16 protein-coding genes and 1 other annotated feature are annotated in these 20,349 nt (G+C 31.9%); of the genes, 11 read left to right on the top strand and 5 right to left on the bottom strand.

Annotated features, from left to right (window positions below):
- The first annotated feature begins 240 nt into the window (after positions 1 to 240).
- From ABF633_RS06045 to ABF633_RS06025, 5 genes are all read left to right on the top strand, one after another.
- A complete protein-coding gene (locus ABF633_RS06045; RefSeq protein WP_415522751.1) occupies positions 241 to 2,883 on the top strand; it encodes an ATP-binding protein in 2,643 nt (880 codons plus the stop codon).
- Positions 2,884 to 2,935: 52 nt separating this feature from the next.
- Positions 2,936 to 3,634: a response regulator gene (locus ABF633_RS06040; protein ID WP_415522750.1), complete on the top strand. Its 699-nt coding sequence runs from the start codon at positions 2,936 to 2,938 to the stop codon at positions 3,632 to 3,634.
- Between the two features lie 225 nt (positions 3,635 to 3,859).
- A complete protein-coding gene (locus tag ABF633_RS06035; RefSeq protein ID WP_415522749.1) occupies positions 3,860 to 4,126 on the top strand; it encodes a metal-sensing transcriptional repressor in 267 nt (88 codons plus the stop codon).
- A 16-nt stretch (positions 4,127 to 4,142) separates the two neighbouring features.
- On the top strand, positions 4,143 to 6,599 hold the full coding sequence (locus ABF633_RS06030; protein WP_415522748.1) for a heavy metal translocating P-type ATPase: 2,457 nt from the start codon (positions 4,143 to 4,145) through the stop codon (positions 6,597 to 6,599).
- A gap of 306 nt (positions 6,600 to 6,905) precedes the next feature.
- Positions 6,906 to 7,115, top strand: a complete 210-nt coding sequence (locus ABF633_RS06025; RefSeq protein WP_415522747.1) for a heavy-metal-associated domain-containing protein — start codon at positions 6,906 to 6,908, stop codon at positions 7,113 to 7,115.
- Positions 7,116 to 7,167: 52 nt separating this feature from the next.
- Here ABF633_RS06025 and leuA read toward each other — a convergent pair whose 3' ends face one another.
- Complete coding sequence (gene leuA, locus ABF633_RS06020) at positions 7,168 to 8,832, bottom strand: 2-isopropylmalate synthase (RefSeq protein WP_415522746.1); 1,665 nt, start codon at positions 8,830 to 8,832, stop codon at positions 7,168 to 7,170.
- 188 nt (positions 8,833 to 9,020) lie between these two features.
- Positions 9,021 to 9,249 (bottom strand) — a binding site (T-box leader).
- A gap of 273 nt (positions 9,250 to 9,522) precedes the next feature.
- On the opposite strand from leuA, the gene ABF633_RS06015 reads away from it, so the two are divergent.
- Complete coding sequence (locus tag ABF633_RS06015) at positions 9,523 to 10,371, top strand: prephenate dehydratase (protein WP_415522745.1); 849 nt, start codon at positions 9,523 to 9,525, stop codon at positions 10,369 to 10,371.
- A gap of 487 nt (positions 10,372 to 10,858) precedes the next feature.
- Here ABF633_RS06015 and safA read toward each other — a convergent pair whose 3' ends face one another.
- Positions 10,859 to 11,473 (bottom strand): SafA/ExsA family spore coat assembly protein, encoded by a 615-nt coding sequence (gene safA, locus ABF633_RS06010; RefSeq protein ID WP_415522744.1) that lies wholly within the window; start codon positions 11,471 to 11,473, stop codon positions 10,859 to 10,861.
- A 228-nt stretch (positions 11,474 to 11,701) separates the two neighbouring features.
- Here safA and pepV point away from each other — a divergent pair, with 228 nt between their 5' ends.
- The 3 genes from pepV to ABF633_RS05995 all read left to right on the top strand — a co-directional run bounded on the left by pepV (position 11,702) and on the right by ABF633_RS05995 (position 16,125).
- Entirely contained in the window at positions 11,702 to 13,093 is a 1,392-nt protein-coding gene (pepV, locus tag ABF633_RS06005) for a dipeptidase PepV (RefSeq protein ID WP_415522743.1), read from the top strand.
- A 578-nt stretch (positions 13,094 to 13,671) separates the two neighbouring features.
- Positions 13,672 to 14,520: a DegV family protein gene (locus tag ABF633_RS06000; protein WP_415522742.1), complete on the top strand. Its 849-nt coding sequence runs from the start codon at positions 13,672 to 13,674 to the stop codon at positions 14,518 to 14,520.
- 198 nt (positions 14,521 to 14,718) lie between these two features.
- The gene (locus tag ABF633_RS05995; protein ID WP_415522741.1) at positions 14,719 to 16,125 is read left to right on the top strand and encodes an amino acid permease; all 1,407 of its coding nucleotides are present in this window, start codon (positions 14,719 to 14,721) and stop codon (positions 16,123 to 16,125) included.
- A gap of 142 nt (positions 16,126 to 16,267) precedes the next feature.
- Here ABF633_RS05995 and panD read toward each other — a convergent pair whose 3' ends face one another.
- The 3 genes from panD to panB form a co-directional block, all read right to left on the bottom strand.
- Positions 16,268 to 16,651, bottom strand: coding sequence for an aspartate 1-decarboxylase (gene panD, locus ABF633_RS05990; protein WP_415522740.1), 384 nt, complete (start codon positions 16,649 to 16,651; stop codon positions 16,268 to 16,270).
- A 25-nt stretch (positions 16,652 to 16,676) separates the two neighbouring features.
- Complete coding sequence (panC, locus tag ABF633_RS05985; RefSeq protein ID WP_415522829.1) at positions 16,677 to 17,525, bottom strand: pantoate--beta-alanine ligase; 849 nt, start codon at positions 17,523 to 17,525, stop codon at positions 16,677 to 16,679.
- Positions 17,526 to 17,595: 70 nt separating this feature from the next.
- Complete coding sequence (gene panB, locus ABF633_RS05980; RefSeq protein WP_415522739.1) at positions 17,596 to 18,423, bottom strand: 3-methyl-2-oxobutanoate hydroxymethyltransferase; 828 nt, start codon at positions 18,421 to 18,423, stop codon at positions 17,596 to 17,598.
- A 720-nt stretch (positions 18,424 to 19,143) separates the two neighbouring features.
- Between panB and ABF633_RS05975 the strand changes: the two genes are divergently transcribed.
- Positions 19,144 to 19,695: a manganese efflux pump MntP family protein gene (locus ABF633_RS05975; RefSeq protein WP_415522738.1), complete on the top strand. Its 552-nt coding sequence runs from the start codon at positions 19,144 to 19,146 to the stop codon at positions 19,693 to 19,695.
- Between the two features lie 144 nt (positions 19,696 to 19,839).
- Positions 19,840 to 20,271 carry a Fur family transcriptional regulator gene (locus ABF633_RS05970; RefSeq protein ID WP_415522737.1) on the top strand — a complete coding sequence of 144 codons (432 nt, stop codon included), beginning with the start codon at positions 19,840 to 19,842 and terminating at the stop codon, positions 20,269 to 20,271.
- Positions 20,272 to 20,349 lie beyond the last annotated feature (78 nt).

The following is a 20,349-nucleotide window of genomic DNA, read 5'->3' as shown; positions in this document are numbered from 1 at the left end:
ATAACTTTAATTTGGAATTGTGGCAAAGGGCGAAGTAATGAATGGTAATATTTACACCCCAGGGGTGTAAATTTTTCCAGTCTTAATTCGTCATCTTCTTATATGATGAATTAAAGTTTTATTATATAAGCATGCAAAGTTATGACGGTAAATATACCAATATACTAACTTGTTATCTCTTTAAAAATACTTTAATCTAAATATATAATAAATAAAATTGAAAAGGAAGAAATTAAGCCTATGAGGGGAAAGTTAAAAATATTTTTTGGTTATGCTGCAGGTGTGGGAAAGACTTATGAAATGCTCAGGGAAGCCCAAGAAATTAAAGAATCAGGTGAAGATATAGTTATAGGTTATATTGAGCCTCATGCCAGACCTGAAACCATAGCCTTAACTAAAGGACTGGAAAAAATAGAACTGAAAAATATAAGATACAAGGGAAGCACTTTTAGAGAATTTGATATTGATAAGGCACTAATAAGAAAGCCTAAGATAATATTGGTAGATGAGCTTGCTCATACTAATGGAATAGGTCAGAGAAATAGAAAAAGGTGGCAGGATATAGAAGAACTTCTTGCAGCGGGAATAGATGTATATACTACTGTAAATGTTCAGCATATTGAGAGTTTAAATGATGTTGTAGAAAATATAACGCATATTTCTGTACGGGAGACTATTCCAGATAAAATATTTGATGAGGCTGAAAAGGTAGAAATAGTAGATATTGAACCTGATGAGCTTTTAAATCGTTTTAAGAGTGGTAAAATATATAGAATAGAGCAGGTTAAAAGGGCGTTGCTTAATTTCTTTACCAGAAATAATTTGTATGCACTTAGAGAAATAGCACTTAGAAGGATTGCAGATAGAGTAAATTATGAAGTGGAAAGTGGGAGACTAGCCAAAAGAGAAATTACTGTTATTCCAGCATCTGAACAGATATTGGCCTGTATTAGTCCATCTCCATCCTCAGCAAAGGTTATACGTACTGCTGCAAGGATGGCAGAAAATTATCATTCAAAATTTGTTGTTCTATATATTTCTACAACCAAGGCGGAAAATTTAAGTAAAGAAGATAAAAAGAGATTAAATTTAAATTTTAGTTTAGCTGAGAAATTAGGAGGAGAAATAGCTCAATTATATGGAGATAATGTAGCGGATCAAATAATACAGTATGCCAAGTTTCGAAATATTACTAAATTAGTCATAGGAAAAAATTATAAACGAAGTAGTAAAATACTTCACTTCTATGCAAAGGATGTAGTAGACAAACTTATGGATTCTAATGCTTATATTGATGTTTATGTAATACCAAATTCATTGTATAAGAAAAAAAGAGAAAAGTTAATCCGAAAATTAAATGGCTGGAACAATCCATCATTTAAAGAAATTAGTGAATCAATATTAATTATAGGAATTGCCACAGGAATTGCACAAATTTTCGATTATATGGGTCTAAACGATACTAATGAAATTATGATTCTTATATTGGGCGTTATAATTGTATATATAAGAACAACTGGATATTTTATTGGAGTCATAGCCTCAATAGTTGGAGTATTAATGTTTAATTTTTTATTTACCGAGCCTAAGTATTCACTTCAAATTTATGATAAAAATTATTTAATTACTTTTACTATAATGCTTATAGTGGCATTTATAGTTGGAAACCTTACGAATAGAATACAAAGGGAGTCTAATAATTCTTATACAAGGGAAAAAAGAACCCAAACACTGTATATGGTCAGTAGCAAGCTTTTAAGTGCAGTGGGTGCTTCGGATGTTATTTCCATAGGAATAAAATATACTTCAAGATTAATTAACAGAACTGTAGTGGCATATTTGTCTGAGGATAATAAGCTTTCAGCTTCATTTGTATATAATAATAAGAGTGAAAATGAAAATGAAATTTTAAGCAGAGATGAAAATGCAGTAGCTTACTGGTGCCTTTTAAATGGTAAGGAAGCTGGTAAGGGTACTGATACTTTTTATGGAGCTAAGGGATATTATATACCTATAAAAATACAGGAAAAAATACTTGGAGTTATTGGGGTATCATGCTTACAAGGCTTTCTTGAGCCTGAACAAAAATTTATTGTTCAGACTATTACAGGGCAGATAGCTATTGCCTTAGATAGAGAAATTCTTTCAAGTGAGCAGGAAACCTCCAAGGTTCAGATTGAAAGAGAACGTCTTAGAAGTAATTTATTAAGATCAATTTCTCATGATCTCCGAAGTCCTCTTGCAGGGATTAAGGGTTCCATAAGTACTATTTTGGAAAAGGGAAAGGTTATATCTGAAAAGACGAAAGAAGAGCTATTAAACGGAATTTATGATGATACTGAATGGCTTATAAGATTAGTTGAAAATCTGCTTAGCATGACTAAATTTGATGAAGGAAATATGGAGATTATTAGAAATGTGGAATTAGTAGAGGAGGTAGTATCTGAAGCGGTGCAGAGGAGTTCTAAATATTCTAAAGATCATAAAATAAGAGTTAATGTTCCAGAAAAAATTATAATGGTTCCCATGGATGGTAATCTAATCGAGCAGGTTATTATAAATTTACTGGATAATGCTGTTAAATTTTCCCCTAAAGACTCTGTTATAGAAATAAAGGTTCATGAAAATAAAGATGATGTGATTTTTCAAGTAATTGATAATGGCTGTGGAATAGAAGAAAAGATATTACCTAATATATTTGAAAGATTTTTTACAAATGGTAGTAAAGTATCCGATTCAAGAAGAGGTGTTGGTCTAGGACTTGCTATTTGTAAGTCAATAGTAGAAGCTCATGGAGGTAAAATTGCAGCTGCCAATAAAAAAGGTGGGGGAGCTATCTTTACATTTAATATTCCAAAGGAAAATAAAAATTTAAAAAAGTAGATTATTATTCTTTTGTAAAAATATTAAAATAATGAGGAGAAGGGGATTGAATATGGAAAATAAGCCATATATACTTGTTGTTGAGGATGACAAACCAATAAGAAATTTTATAACTGCAGCAATAGCTACTCAAGGGTATAGATATATTGAAACCGATAAAGGAAATGAGGCAATTGTACTTTCAATGGCCAATAGGCCTGATCTTATAATATTAGACTTAGGGCTTCCAGATATTGATGGAATTGAAGTTATATCCAAAGTAAGAGAGTGGTCTAGTATTCCAATTATAATTGTATCAGCAAGAGAAAATGAAAGACAAAAAGTTGAAGCACTTGACAAAGGGGCAGATGATTATTTAACTAAACCTTTTGGCATAGGAGAACTTCTTGCGAGAATTCGTGTATCTCTAAGACATACTGGATTAGATAAAGATAAAAATGAAGTGATTAATACTTTCAAGGTGAAGAATCTGTTTATTGACTTTCAAAAAAGGCGAGTAACGTTAGAAGATGAAGAAATACATCTTACTCCCATAGAATATAAAATAATGTCATTACTTTGTAAATATTCAGGTAAAGTGCTTACCCACAATTTTATTATCCATGAAATTTGGGGTACATCTGTGGGAAATGAAACTCAATCTTTAAGAGTTTTTATGGCGAATCTGAGAAGAAAGATAGAAAAAGATCCTGCTCAGCCTGAGTACATATATACTGAGGTTGGAGTAGGATATAGACTTGTGGACGAATAGCTTCAATTTGAAATATCCGTCACAAAAAGTATATACATTTTATTAGATATACTTTTTGTGAGATAATCAATATTTACATTATGAATTATAAAATATTATAATCTACACAAAATCTACACAAAAATATGTTATAATGATTTTAAACAAGTAAATAGATAATAAGTATCATTATCAATTATTTTGTTACAATAATATCACCCCTCAGGGGGGAGGTGGATATATTTTATGAATAATGAAAAATTAGATGCAGTGAAGGCATTAAAAACATCAAAAGGGCAAATAGAGGGAATAATAAAAATGATAGAAGAAGGAAGATATTGTATTGATGTATCCAATCAAATTATTGCAGCACAATCTCTTTTAAAGAAAGCAAATATGCTCATATTAAAACAACATTTAAATCATTGTGTAAAGGATGCTTTCATGCATGATAATGGTGATAAGAAGGTTGATGAGATAATAGACTTGCTTGGCAGACTTATGGGAAAATAAAGGGGGGAAAAATATAATGGAAGTAAGTAAGACTCTAAAAATAGAGGGAATGACCTGTGCTGCCTGTGCAAAGGCTGTAGAGAGGGTTTCAAAAAAACTTGAGGGTGTAGAAGAAGCCAATGTCAATCTTGCTACGGAAAAATTAAATATAAGCTTTGATGAAGCTAAAGTTTCTATACCAGATATTCAGGCGGCAATTGAGAAGGCCGGATACAAGGCATTAATTGAGTCTACAAATAAGATTTTAAAAATAGAGGGAATGACTTGTGCAGCATGTGTAAAAGCAGTAGAGAGAGCTTGTAAAAAATTGGATGGTGTGCTTGAAGCAAATGTAAATATTGCCACAGAAAAATTGAATATTACCTTTGAACCGTCAAAAGTTAGAGTTGGGGACATTAAAAAGGCAATAGAAAAAGCTGGATATAAGGCTTTAGAAGAGGAAACAACTGTTGATACGGATAGAGAAAAAAAAGAAAAACAAATAAAGGCTATTTGGAAAAGATTTGTCATATCAGCTATATTTGCAGTTCCTCTTCTAATAGTAGCTATGGGACCAATGATACTGGAATGGTTCAATATAGGGCTTCCAATGAATATAAGTCCCATGATGCATCCTAAAATTTATGGGGTAATAGAATTAGCTTTAGTATTGCCAATTATAATTGAAGGAAGAAAATATTTTATTATTGGCTTTAGATCACTTATAAAATTAAGTCCTAATATGGATTCATTGGTTGCACTGGGAACTTCAGCTGCCTTTTTATATAGTCTTTATGGTGTTATTGAAGAGTTATTTTTAGGAACTGGTGAAATTCAATTATATTTTGAATCCGCTGGAGTTATTTTAACACTTATTACACTGGGAAAATATATGGAAGCTGTATCTAAGGGCAAGACTTCCGAAGCCATAAAAAAACTTATGGGACTTGCACCTAAAACTGCTACTATAATTAGAGATGCAAAAGAAATAGAAATTCCTATAGATGAAGTAGAGATTAATGATATTGTAATAGTTAAGCCTGGTGAAAAGATGCCTGTAGACGGAGAAGTGGTAGAAGGCAATACTTCTGTAGACGAGTCTATGCTCACAGGGGAGAGTATACCAGTAGAAAAAAATATTGGTGATAAAATCATTGGTGCCAGTATAAATAAAAATGGATCTATAAAATACAAAGTTACTAAGGTAGGTAAGGACACTGCGCTTTCACAAATTATTAAATTGGTGGAAGATGCACAGGGTTCAAAAGCACCTATAGCTAAGCTGGCAGATATAATATCTGGATATTTTGTTCCTGTGGTTATGACTCTTGCAATTATAGCTTCTCTGGCATGGCTTATATCTGGTAAGAGTGGTGTGTTTTCTTTAACCATATTTATATCAGTGCTTGTAATAGCTTGTCCTTGTGCTCTTGGTCTAGCTACGCCTACAGCAATAATGGTAGGTACAGGAAAAGGAGCAGAATATGGAGTCTTAATTAAAAGTGGAGTGGCACTGGAAACATCCCACAAGATACAGACTATAGTTTTTGACAAGACGGGAACTATTACAGAAGGGAAGCCTAAAGTTACAGACATAATAGTTACTGAAGGGATAAATGAGAAAGATATAATTAAAATTGCTGCATCAGCAGAAAAAAGGTCTGAACATCCTTTAGGAGAAGCTATTGTGAAAAGAGCAGAAGAAGATGCTGTGGAATTAATAGATGTCAGTGATTTTAAAGCAATACCGGGACATGGAATCGAAGTTAACGTAGATTCGAAGATAATATTACTTGGAAATAAGAAATTAATGGATAGCAGCGGTATATCTTTAACTGGATTTGAAGAAGAATCTGATAGATTGGCTAGAGAAGGTAAAACTCCGATGTATATAGCTTCAAAAGAGAAGCTTATGGGTATTATAGCTGTAGCAGATATTGTTAAGGAAAATAGTAAGAAAGCCATTGAAAAGCTCCATAAAATGGGGGTTGAAGTGGCTATGATTACTGGTGATAATAAAAAGACAGCGGAAGCTATAGCAAAGCAGGTAGGTATAGATAGAGTGTTATCAGAAGTTTTACCACAGGATAAGGCAAATGAAGTAAAGAAACTTCAGGCAGAAGGTAAAAAGGTGGCTATGGTTGGAGATGGAATAAATGATGCTCCGGCACTAGCACAGGCAGATATAGGAATAGCTATTGGTTCAGGTACTGATGTAGCCATGGAATCAGCGGATATTGTGCTTATGAGAAGTGATTTGATGGATGTACCTACAGCCATTGAGCTCAGTAAGAAGACTATAAAAAATATAAAAGAAAATTTATTTTGGGCTTTTGGTTATAACATCTTGGGAATACCAGTAGCCATGGGCATATTATATCTATTTGGAGGACCACTTTTAAATCCTATAATAGCTGCACTGGCAATGAGTTTCAGTTCAGTATCCGTATTGACAAATGCGCTTAGACTAAAGAGATTTAAGCCTTTAACTTAGGCACATTCAAATAAATAACTAGTCAGTATGCTAGCCTATTTTAAATCCTACTGCGTCAACAGAACCCTCAGATAGCTTACTATCCTCAGAACCTGTTTCCTTGTATGATTCAAAATATCCGTCGCATCTTTGACTTACTATTTATTTTCATATGCCTTAATATAATTTTAATTCCAGTGGGACGGTTTCTCCCACTGAAATTCATAAATACTTATCTAAAGGTGTGATACTGTTACTGATACTTAAAGTGGAAGGCTACAGCAGTTAGCCGTTGGATAAAATATAAAATAAAAGGGAGAGATTTAAATGAAAAAGAAAATATCAATTGAAGGAATGAGCTGTGGACATTGTGTAAAACATGTAGAGGAGGCTTTAAAGGAAATTGGAGCTGATGCTATAAACGTAAGCTTAGAGAATAAATTTGCTGAAGCAGAAGTAGGAAGTATAGCTGATGAAAAGATAAAAGCTGCCATTGAAGATGCTGGATATGATGTGGTAGGTATACAAGCTGTATAAAAAAATTAAAAGCCCCTATAGCCTTTTAGCTTTAGAGGGCTTTTAATTTACACTATTTACATCTATTAATAGCACTAATTAAAGCTTTTAGAGAAGAGGTATTTGTATTTTCAGATACACCAACTCCAAAATATCTCTTGTTATTATTTTCTATTTGAATATAAGATACTGCTTTAGAGCGAGAACCCTTATCCAGTGCATGTTGATCATAGGAAATAAATCTACATCCATTTATATTGGAAGCATGGAGTGCATTGAAGAAAGCATCTACGGGGCCATTACCTGTTCCTTCGATATTTTTATCAGTTCCATCTACATTTATAGTGGCGTTAATATTAAGCACATTTTTATCATCCTCTACATTTTGCACTGATTCAGTTTCATAGCTCTTTAAAGTATAAGGTGTTTTTCTGTCTAAATATTCATTTTCAAATAATTCAAATATCTGTTCTGCACTGAGTTCTGTACCTAAAGTATCAGATTTTTCTTTAACAATAGCTCCAAATTCCTTGTGCATTTCTTTAGGCAATATAAACCCAAAATCACTTTCCATAATATAAGCAGTACCGCCCTTACCGGATTGACTGTTTATACGAATGATTTCCTCATATTCTCTGCCTAAATCATGAGGATCTATGGCAAGATAAGGAACTTCCCAATAAGGATTGCTTTCCTCTTCCAAAGCTTTAAGACCTTTCCTTATAGCATCCTGATGAGAACCTGAGAATGCTGTGTAAACTAATTTACCTGCATAGGGATGACGTTCATGAACATTCATGTTAGTACATTCTTCATATATCTTCACTGCATTATATATATTTGAAAAATCCAATTTTGGATCTATACCCTGGGAATACATATTCATAGCCATGGTAACTATATCCAGATTACCTGTTCTTTCACCATTTCCAAATAATGTTCCTTCAATTCTATCTGCTCCCGCAAGAAGACCTAACTCACTGGAGGCAGTGCAGGTACCTCTGTCATTGTGAGTATGAAGACTGATTATAATATTCTCCCTATTCTTAATGTGTTTACAGATCCATTCTATTTGATCTGCATATACATTAGGAGTAGCCATTTCTACTGTAGAAGGTAAATTTATAATTACCTTATTTTCTGATGTTGGCTTCCAAACATCTACTACTGCTTCACATATTTCAAGTGCATAGTCCAGCTCAGTTCCAGTGAAACTTTCAGGGGAATATTCAAAGGAAAAATTGGTTTCAGGGTATTTTTCTTTATATTCATTTAAAAGTTTTGCACCACTTACTGCTATATCAATTATTTCCTCTTTACTCTTATTAAAAACTACTTTTCTTTGTAGTACGGAAGTAGAATTATAGAGATGCACTATGGCATTTTTTGCACCCTTTAAAGCTTCAAAAGTTTTCTTAATCAAATGTTCTCTTGATTGAGTAAGTACTTGAACAGTTACATCATCTGGTATGAGATTATCCTCTATCAATTTACGAAGAAAGGTATATTCTGTGTTAGAGGCAGCTGGGAAGCCAACTTCTATTTCTTTAAAGCCCAAATCTATAAGTAACTTATACATTCTAAGTTTTTCTTCAACATTCATAGGTACTGGCAGTGCCTGATTTCCGTCACGTAAATCTACACTACACCATCTAGGTGCTTTTTCAATTTGATTATCTGGCCATTGACGATTTTTCAAATCAACTGAAGGATATTTTCTATATTTTGAATAAGACACAAAATCAACCCCTTTGTTTAAATTAGGCATATAAAGATAAATAGTAAGTCAAAACTGACTATTTAGTTATTTGAATATGCATTATTGTAAAGAAATAACAAATCAATGTGCTAGCGAATTTGATTTGTTATTTCTTATTCTATGACTAAACTAAAATTCCATGTAAAATAAATAAAGCCCGTCTCAATAAAAGAGACGAGGCTAACCCGCGGTACCACTCTAATTAGTTTCATTATAAAACCCACTTTATCAACGGCAATTACCATTTATCCTTATAACGGAGGAACACGTTCTACCCTACTAATTTCAGGAGACAGCTTGCAGACGAGTTCAAGATTTTGAAATTACCGAAATCACAGCATCATCGGTTCTCTGAAAATTTCACATATCCCTACTATTTCTGTTCATTGCTTTGTATTGACTTTGATTATACAGCACTGATTAGGGGCTGTAAATATAAAAACTTTAAATTTATACTATCCATAATTATTTAATAAAATATTGATAAATTAATAATAAATTCAGGGATAAACTTAATAAATTTAATAATTATTTTTTGACAATTCTCTTATTTGTGGACATCTTATAAACTGTAAGTATAAGATATCAAAAAATAATCAGTGACATGCTTTTTGTGGTAAAATAAAGTTATATAATGCATAGAAAAATTATTGAGTTAGGAGATAACTTATGAGAAAAATAGCCACTCTTGGACCATCAGGAACTTTTTGTGAAATAGCAGCTAAAAAATACTATAATGAAAAAGATTTTAATGGAAATATAATTTTTTACCCAAGTATAACAAAAGCCTTTAAAGCCATTGGAGAAGAATGTAATTTAGGGGTGATACCCATTGAAAATGCACTGGATGGTTATGTTCAGCCAACACTTGACCTCTTATCAAAAACAGAATTAAAAATAATAGATGAAATTATTATTCCAATCCAATTTTCTTTTGTAGCAAATTCAAAAAATATTTCTGACGTAGAAAAGATATATGTTCAATTTAAAACTCAAGGTCAATGCTGTGAGTTTTTAGAACAGTTTGATAGTAATGTAAAAATTATAACCACTGAAAGTAATGGAGAGTCTTTTATCAATGCAAAGTATGGCAATATTCATGAGGCAGCTATAGTACCTCAGCACATACTTAAAAGTGGATTTAAATTGCCCTATGAAATTGAAAATGTAACTGATTCTAAAGAAAATGAGACAAGATTCATAGTTGTTTCTGAAGAAACTCAAAATTATTCTCAATTTGAAGGAAAAAAATATAAAACCTCTTTAATTATTACTCAAACTGAAGACAAACCAGGCTCACTAGCTAGTATATTAAATGAATTTTCCTGTAGGGGTATTAATCTGATGTCTATATCATCACATCCTAATAAACAGGCACTAGGAAAATATTGCTTTTTTATTGATGTAGATGGTAATTATTTAGAAGATAAAGATTTAAAGGAAGCTATTGAGAACATTTCCGTAAGTAATAAAGTGAAGATATTGGGCACTTATGAAAATGCACTAAAAAATAGTTAAAATATTTAATGGAATTTTTCTTGACAAAGAAATAAGTAAAGTATATAATTAATTTAAAAAATAATATTTAATTAACTGACTATAGAAATTAGAGGTTAAGTTGAATTTATTGTAGAGATGGTTTTTATGTGTAATCTTTATAGTAATTAAACTTAACCTTACGTTATTGAATTTAATAATAACGATTTTGTAATTATTAGCAGTTAATAAATATAATAATTTTATTGAACTTTTAACTAAAATGGTAAGAAGTATAATGACAGTTAATTAACATAGGAGAGTTCAATTTTACCGACTAGATAAACTAGAGGTTAAAGCCATTCAACTATAAAAAAGGGTATGTTGACTGACTAGAGAGACTAGAGGTCAAATTAAAATTTTATTTTTGAATGTATGAGAGTATAGTGCGATTATTTTAAAATAATACTCTTAGGATGATGACATAAGCATCTTATCCTAAGAGTATTATTATTTTAAAATTATCCACCTACATAGGTTTTATAAACATCTGAGTCCAATAGCATGTGCCATTGCTGTCTTTGGCAAGACCAACACCTATTTGAGTATAAGAAGGATTTAATATGTTTGCTCTATGTCCTGGTGAGTTCATCCAGGCATTTACAACTTCTGCAGGAGTTCTCTGTCCCATCGCTATGTTTTCTCCAGCAGCTGAAAATTTTATTCCAAAAGTTTCCATCATATTAAAAGGGGAACCATAAGTAGGAGAAGTATGGGAAAAATAATGTTTATTAATCATATCCTGTGATTTATACCTGGCTACTCTTCCAACTTGCCAGTTAGCAGCTAAAGGCTGTAAACCGTTTTTGCTTCTTTGAATATTAACGAGCCTTATAACTTCTGCTTCTGCTGCCTTTGTATCATTCATATTTGGTATATTTACCTTATTACCGGGGTAAATTAAATTTGGATTAGCTAATTGCGGATTTTTAGCTATTAACTCACTAAGACCTGTTTGATTTGCTACAGCTATTTTCCAAAGTGTATCTCCTGGCTTAACAATATATACTAAATCTTGAGCAAAGACAGCAGTGGAGAATATAAGAGAAATAAATAGTGAAAGTATTAAAATCTTCTTTTTCATTAATCGTCACCTCATTAGATATTCTCTAATAAATTCAATTATTTATGTGATGTTATTTATTCTATAGTTGAAAAATTATAATTAAACAGTATATTTTTACTATTAAAAAAGGTTAATATTGATAATGCAATTCCTCATCTTATTATTAAAAGCATTAATAATATTTAGTTGATAAAATTTACATATAAAGTTTATAATATAATAAGGTTAATTATTAGGAGGAATTTTATGGATGTTAATAATAATATAGATAATCTTAAAGATCAGCTTATTGAAGCGGTTCAAGAAGTTATAAGAGTAAAAAGTGTAGAAGAAAAGCCACAATCAGGAATGCCTTTTGGAGAAGGACCGGCAAATGCATTGGAAACTGCTCTTGAAATTGCAAGAAATTTGGGCTTTAAAATAGTGAATTTAGATAATTATGTGGGATATGCGGAATATGGAGAGAGCGATGAATATGTTGCAGCACTTGGTCATCTTGATGTAGTGCCAGAAGGTGATGGATGGAAATATCCTCCTTATGCTGCAGAAATACATGATGGAAAAATTTATGGAAGAGGAGCTACAGATGATAAGGGACCTATTATCTCTGCGTTATTTGCACTTAAAGCTATAGTAGATGCTAAATTACCTCTTTCCAAAAAAGTAAGAATTATTTTTGGAACCAATGAGGAATCAGGAAGTAAGGAACTTAAATATTATTTGGATAGAGAAAAGCCTCCAATAGCTGGCTTTACACCAGATGCAGAGTATCCAATTATAAATGGAGAAAAGGGAATAACTATATTTGACTTTGTTAAGGATCTAAATATAAAGCCACAAGGGGATTTTACTATAAAGTATATTAAAGGTGGCCAAAAGGCAAATATGGTTCCTGATTATTGTGAAGCAGGAATCAAGGCTGATTTAAGGAGTGTTCTAATTGAAAGCTGTGAGCAGTTTTCAGAAAGGACTGGATATGATTTGAAGATAGAGGAAAAAGAGGATATGGTGATAGTAAAATCCTATGGAGTTTCTGCTCATGGAAGTTTACCGCAGCTTGGTAAAAATGCTATTATGCAGCTTTTTGCATTTCTAGGTGAGCTTGATCTTGGAAGTTCAGACATAGGAAAATTTATAAATTTCTTTAATAGATATGTGGGCTTTGAGGTCAATGGTGAATCTTTTGGTGTAGGGCTTTCAGACGATGTATCAGGTAAACTTTCCTTTAATTTGGGTGTGGCTGACATAAATGAAGATAAGGCTAGATTGACACTAAATGTGAGATATCCTGTTACTAAATCTTATGAAGATTTAATGAATCCATTAGAGGATAGAATAAAGGATACAGGAATAAGAGTTGAAAATATGCAGCATCAAGAGCCTCTATATTTCCCAGAAAATCATCCACTAATTAAAACTCTACAAAGGGTTTATAAGGAACAGACTGGAGATGAACCTAAGCTGTTATCTATTGGAGGAGGAACTTATGCCAAGGAAATGCCTAATATAGTAGCCTTTGGACCTATATTTCCAGGTAAGCCTGATTTAGATCATCAGGCAAATGAATACATTGAAATTGAGGATTTAATACTCAATGCCAAAATATATGCTCATACTATTTATGAGTTAGCTAAATAAAAAATATTTTTTTAAATATGAAGGTAAGAACTATAAAATTTTTAATGATTTTATAGTTCTTTATAATTTATCCGATGACTAACCACTCTAATACTACCATCGCACACAGCGAAAGCGATTCACACAAAATCTAAGATTTTGGTTCTCTGCTTTTCTTCAAAGTGGGAGTAAAGAGTGGCTATGTCCCTGGATAACGACTTACCCTAAAGGACAACAATTTCTAAGTATCAAAAATACTGATACTAAGAACTCTGTTAGTAAGCATCAGAGGTCATAAACAAAAACTCCACCTGATGCCAAGAATTCTGTTTATGTTAATTTTATATAGCAGCAAAATCCATCAATATAAAGTAAAAATGTTTCACCAGTAAGGTTAATGAATGTAGTAAGTATATTATCAAAATGTCCAGGTGGATATATTGGATAATGTACTAATCCTAAATAAATTGCAAATATGTATCTTAATCACCAGTTAAAATGATATAATATAATAAAAATATTTAGATATATTGGAATAAATAAGAAGTAAATATGGAATTCTAGTACATATTACTTTGTATGCTTTGGGAGGAATTAGTATGGAAAGAGTGGCATTAATAACTGATACTACAGCAGATCTACCCCAGGAGATAGTAAATAAATACAATATATATGTTTTACCTTTTAGAATAATATATAAAGATAGAGAATATAAGGATAAAATAGAAATTACCTCTGAAGAGGTTTATAGTGGATTAAAGAAAGAGGTGCCTACATCTTCTATGCCAGCACTTCAGGATATGGAAGATACCTATAGTAAACTAGAAGAAGAAGGGTACACTCATGTCATTGGAATAACTCTATCCAGCGGACTTTCAGGAATATATAATGGGTTAACCTTAGTAAGTAAAAATCATCCAAAGATAAAGTCTTATATTTGTGATTCAAAATCCATATCATTAGGAGAAGGCGCTTTAGTTGAAGAGTGCGCCAAGCTTTTAGAAGGTGGAAAAAATTTTCAGCAAGTAGTTAATGCTATTCCCTCAATACAAAATAGAATACATCTGTTCTTTGTAGTGGATACCTTGGAATATCTTATCAAAGGCGGGAGAATAGGAAAAGTGGCAGGAACTATTGGAACTCTATTAAATCTAAAACCTATAATATCTACAGATAAGGAGGGTAACTATTATACCTATGGTAAAGCTAGAGGCAAGAAACAAGCTTTAAGTAAAGTTATTGAAATAGCAGAGCAGATTTCAAAAAATAAGAAGTGTAGAGCCTTCGTAGTTGATGGCAACGCCAAAGAAGATGTACTTAAAGTAAAAGAGTCCGTGGAGAAGCTTTCTAACATAACATCTGTGTATTATGGTGGATGTATTAGCCCGGTATCTGGTGTTCATAGTGGACCTGGTCTTGTAGGACTTGTATGTATTGAAGAAGAATAATAGTAATAAAAAGCTTATAATATGTTCTAAAAACTAATGTATAAAACTGGTAATTGATAAAATTCCTTCTGCTATTATTGATTTTTTAAAAATAGACATCTGGTATTGAAATTTTCATAATTGATGATATAATAAATAAGGAAATTGTTAAAAAATCAATGGGATTTAACAATACAGACATAATAAGGAGGAATTTTCATGAATAATATTTTTAGAACAAAACCCATTGAGAGTCTCATTGCCGAAACAAAGGGAAAGGACTCTCTAAAAAAAGCTCTTGGACCACTTGAACTTACAATGCTTGGGGTTGGAGCAATTATCGGAACAGGTATATTTGTTCTTACAGGTGTAGCAGCTGCCAAGTATTCCGGACCAGCACTTATATTATCTTTTATTGTATCCGGACTTGCTTGTGCCTTTGCAGCTTTATGTTATGCAGAGTTTGCATCAACTGTACCTGTGGCAGGTAGTGCTTATACTTATAGTTATGCTGCTCTTGGAGAATTTTGGGCATGGATTATAGGCTGGGATTTAATACTTGAGTACATGGTGGCAATTGGAGCAGTAGCTGTTGGATGGTCAGCTTATGCAGTTAATCTATTGGGAGCCGTTGGAATTAATTTGCCAAAGGCTATTACAAGTTCTCCATTGGAGGGAGGAATTGTTAACCTGCCAGCAGTATTAATAATTCTTGTTATTACTTATCTTTTAGTTTCTGGTGTAGAACAGAGCTCAAGAGTAAATAATATAATAGTTGCAATAAAGTTAATTGTTATATTTCTATTTATAGTATTAGCAGTTGGACACGTAAAACCTGCTAACTGGCATCCATTTATGCCTTTTGGATGGGGTGGAGTTTTTAGTGGAGCAGCTATTGTATTCTTTGCCTATATAGGCTTCGATGCAGTATCTACAGCAGCTGAAGAGGTTAAAAATCCTCAGAAGGATTTACCAAAGGGGATTGTATTATCACTTTTACTTTGTACTGCCCTATATATAATTGTATCAGCAATACTTACAGGGGTAGTTCCATATTTACAATTTAAAGATACAGCAGCGCCAGTAGCTTTTGCTCTTAAACAAATAGGTATTAACTGGGGCTCAGCATTGGTTTCAGTAGGTGCTATTTGTGGTATTACATCAGTATTATTAGTTATGATGTTTGGACAGACAAGAATTTTCTTTGCTATGTCAAGAGATGGTCTTTTACCTAAGGTATTTGGTCAGGTTCATCATAAATTTAAGACACCGGTTAAAAGTACACTTTTAGTTGGAATAGTTACAATGGTAATTGCAGGATTTATTCCTATAGGAGATTTGGCAGAGTTGACTAATATAGGTACTCTTGCAGCCTTTATAATAGTGTCCATAGGAGTTGTAGTTTTAAGATACAGAAGACCAGATATTAAGAGAGGATTTAAATGTCCTGGAGCTCCTTTTACACCAGCTATTTCTGTAATATTCTGTGCTGTATTAATATATATGCTTCCTAACATAACAAAATTTAGATTCGTAGTTTGGTTTTTGCTAGGAATTATTGTATATTTTGCATACAGTAAAAATCACAGCACTATGAATAATGAAAGTAGTGAAACAGCAGAATAGTTATATATAATAAAGAATTATTCATTTAAACTCAGATGGGAAAATAATAAATATATATATGAAATTATATTTGTTTATAAGATTTATTGATAAAAAGATTGGTTTAAAAGAAAATTTTACTTTTAAACCAATCTTTTTATAATTATTTTATTTCACCATGTCTTTCGTAGGTTGTAATTCCAGAAATGGAGTTGTCCTCTTTTACAAATACTACAATAGGCTTGTGAAGCTTTGCTTCTTCTTCCTCCATTTCGCAATAAGTCATTAATATGACCTTGTCTCCTGCCTGGGCATATCTTGCAGCTGCACCATTAAGACATATAACACCACTGCCGCTTTCACCAGCAATAACATAGGTTTCGATTCTGCTGCCATTATTTATATTTACTACCTGTATTTTTTCATATTCTATTATATTTGCCTCTTTCATTAATTTACTGTCTATTGTTATACTGCCCACATAATTTAGTTTTGCCTCTGTGACAGTTGCTCTGTGTATTTTTGATTTTAACATGCTTAATTTCATTTACGGTACCTCCACAGCAGTAAGTTTATTTAATATCCCAAGTGAAATTATCTATAAGTCTTGTGTTACCAATATATACAGCTATTGCCACAAGAATAGAGGAACTTATTTTGCAAACTGGCTTTAATTCTAAGCTATCCACTATTTCTATATAGTCAATTTTGGCAAGATGTTCACTGGAAATTTTTTTAGAAATAATACCAGCTAATTTGGAAGCATATTGTTCTCCAGATCTTAAAGCTTCTTTAGCCAAATTAAGGCTTTCATTTAGCACAACAGCAGCTTTTCTTTCATCTTTGGAAAGATAAGTATTTCTGGAACTCTTAGCTAGGCCATCTTCTTCTCTTACAATAGGACAGCCTACAATGTCTATGTCAAAATTCAAATCTCGAACCATTCTCTTTATAACTGCCAGCTGCTGTGCATCTTTTTCACCAAAATAGGCTCTATCAGGAACTACTATATTAAATAATTTTGAAACTACAGTACATACACCCTGAAAATGAACAGGACGTTTAGAACCACATAAACCCTCTGTAAGTTCCTTTACAGTTACTGAAGTAACTGCATTATCAAAGTACATTTCTTCAGGAGAAGGGTTGAAAATTAAATCTGCGTTAGCATTTTCACAAACAAGCTTATCTTTAGCTAGATCCCTTGGATAAGCTTCCAGATCCTCATTTGGTCCAAATTGAATTGGATTGACAAATATACTTACTACTACTTTATCATTTTCAGAAGCAGCTTTTTTTACTAAACTTTCATGTCCTTCATGAAGAAAACCCATAGTGGGTACAAGGGCCACAGTAAGGCCATCTCTTTTCCATGCTTTTATTATTTTTCTTGCTTCCTGTATAGTGTGTACAGTTTCCATTTTTAACATCCTTTCTAAGGTAGCTTTTCTCATAATTATCAGTATATCAGCCTATTTTATTTGTATACATCTAATATAGCTTGCTTAATATATTATCATTTATTTTAAAACTATGTTCTTCATCAGGGAAAACAGATTGTTTTACTTCATTAATATAGGATTTAAATGCAGTGGACATAGATTCACCCATGTTGGCATAGGCTTTAACAAATTTTGGCTTGAAATCTGGAAACATACTAAGCATGTCTTGATATACAAGAATTTGTCCGTCACAGTATTTACCAGCACCAATGCCTATAGTTGGTATAGATATGGAATTAGTTATTATTTCAGCCAGTCTTGAGGGTATTCCTTCCAATACTATTGAAAAAACGCCAGCGTCTTCTAAAGCTTTAGCATCTTCTATAATTTTTTTTGCCTGGTAATCTTCTTTTCCTTGAACTTTAAAACCGCCAAAAACATTTACGGATTGAGGAGTGAGACCTATGTGGCCCATTACTGGAATCTGTGCGCTTACAATTGCTTTAATTTGTTCGTAGATTAAAGTTCCGCCTTCAAGCTTAACGGCTTCAGCATTTCCTTCCTGAATAAGCCTTCCGGCATTTTTAACAGCATCATACACAGAAGTTTGATAGGACATAAAGGGCATATCACTGACCAATAATGCATTTTTAGTACCTCTAGCTACAGCCTTGGTATGGTGAATCATATCCTCCATAGTTACGCTTAAAGTATCCTTATATCCTAAACATACCATGCCTAAAGAGTCCCCAACTAAAATGCCATCCATACCTGAAGCATCTATAAGCTTTGCTGTGGAATAATCATAGGCCGTAAGCATTGCCAATTTTTCTCCCTTTTGTTTTGCAGATACAAAGGTTGAAGAAGTGTTTTTCATAATTTCTACCTCCAAAAATTATTTTATTCAGTGTTTTATCGCTTTAATAATGCTATTATTCTAAATTATTTTACCGCTTTTGAAAAATGTAAATAAAATCTTAAAAATTTTCACTTGTTAAGACTTTTACAGCGACATGCTATGGATAGTTTGTGTAAACTTAACACAATGAATAAATTAGCTATATAAAATTTTTAATAAAGATTTAATTTAATGGGAAGAATCACACATAATATAGGATAGGATATCCAAAAAAATGCTTGCAAAGTGTTAATGTGTGAAAAAGACCGCAGAGGTTAATAAGCCTTATAATAAATTTTATTATAAAGTTAATACTTGATTGAAACCTAAAAACATTAGGATTATTCTCTTTGTAGCTGTCTCATTCAAAGGATATGAGCAAAAATTTTAAACATTAATAACACTTACGGTGCAGTTCTTTAAGGATACTACCCAAAAACATTTTAACATAAAAGTTTTTTATATTCAATTTTAAAATTTTTATATTAAAAATTTATATATTAATATAAATAGAGTAAATAATAAATATAATTATAATAAACAAAAATTTACTAAAAGTATAATTACTATATTAACTAGCTAGAATTTAAATTTAAGGCATCTTGAAAAATTAGCTAGCCAATGTGCTGGTCTTTAGACAAAATAGATGTAAAATTTTTGCACTTCTATTTATTTTCAGACGCTTACAGGAGGATTTTTATGAATATTTATTCTTTATTCTTAATTGCATTAGCATTATCTTTAGATGCTTTTGGTGTAGCTATAAGTATAGGACTATGTAATTGCATGGCAAGAAAGCATAAAATTAAATTTTGCTTTTCCTTTGGATTTTTTCAATTTTTATTTTCTCTAATTGGTGCATATATAGGCCTTTTATTTAATACATATGTTGCTTCCGTGCCGCAGTTAATAGGCGGCATGATTATTTCCATAGTTGGAGTATTTATGATAAAAGAGGGCTTTGAAAAAAAGTCAGATACTTTATTATTAGATCCTAAAATGTATATTGTCCTTGGAGCATCAGTTAGTATAGATGCTTTGGTAGTTGGATTTACTGTTTTTAGTAATATATTAAATTATACTGCAATACTATCACAAACTTTATTTATAGGATTTGTAACTGGAGTTTTATCCTGCATAGCCTTTATTATCTCAAGGTATTTAAGAAAAATAGATGTGATTACTAAATACTCTGACTTTGTAGGAGGTATAATTCTTATATTATTCGGGTTAAAAATGATGTTTTTTTAGATATAGATGTAATAAATATATCTATATCTAAAAATAAATATTAGGTAAAAATAAAAATTATATATACTCAGTACTATTTCTTGTAATATACCAATAGCTAGTAATTGTGATATAATAAAAATAAAAATTATACAAGGTGATATTATGGACTACGAGGCTTTTCTTAAAGAAAAAAAAATTAAAGTTACTCGAGGAAGAGTAATTATACTAGAGATCATAGATAATTACTCTCAGGCTATAAGTGCAGATAGTATATATGAACAGTGTAAGGAAAAGGGTCATAATGTGGATCTGTCTACAGTATATAGAAGCTTAGATTTGTTTGAACGTAAAGATATAATTGAAAAATTTAATCTAGGTGAAGGAAAATACAATTATAAAATTAAAGATCACAAGCATAAGCATGTGATTGAATGTAGTCTTTGTCATAAAGAAGTTGAAATAGATTGTCCAATGATGCCTGTGGAGGAACTAATAAAAAATAAGACAGGATTTGTGCTTATAGAACATGAACTTAAAATAAAGGCTGTTTGCCAGGAGTGTATGAAGCACTCCAAAGAAACTAAGAAAAAGTAAAATATTAATTTCACCTGACTAATTTGGCGTAAGTCTCCCACGCACACAGCGAAAGCGATTCACACAAAATCGAAGATT

Origin of the sequence: Clostridium sp. (assembly GCF_047718555.1) — a bacterium.
Lineage (GTDB): Bacteria > Bacillota > Clostridia > Clostridiales > Clostridiaceae > Clostridium_I.
The sequence above is the reverse complement of the archived record's forward strand: the minus strand, read 5'-3'. Positions and strand labels throughout refer to the sequence as shown.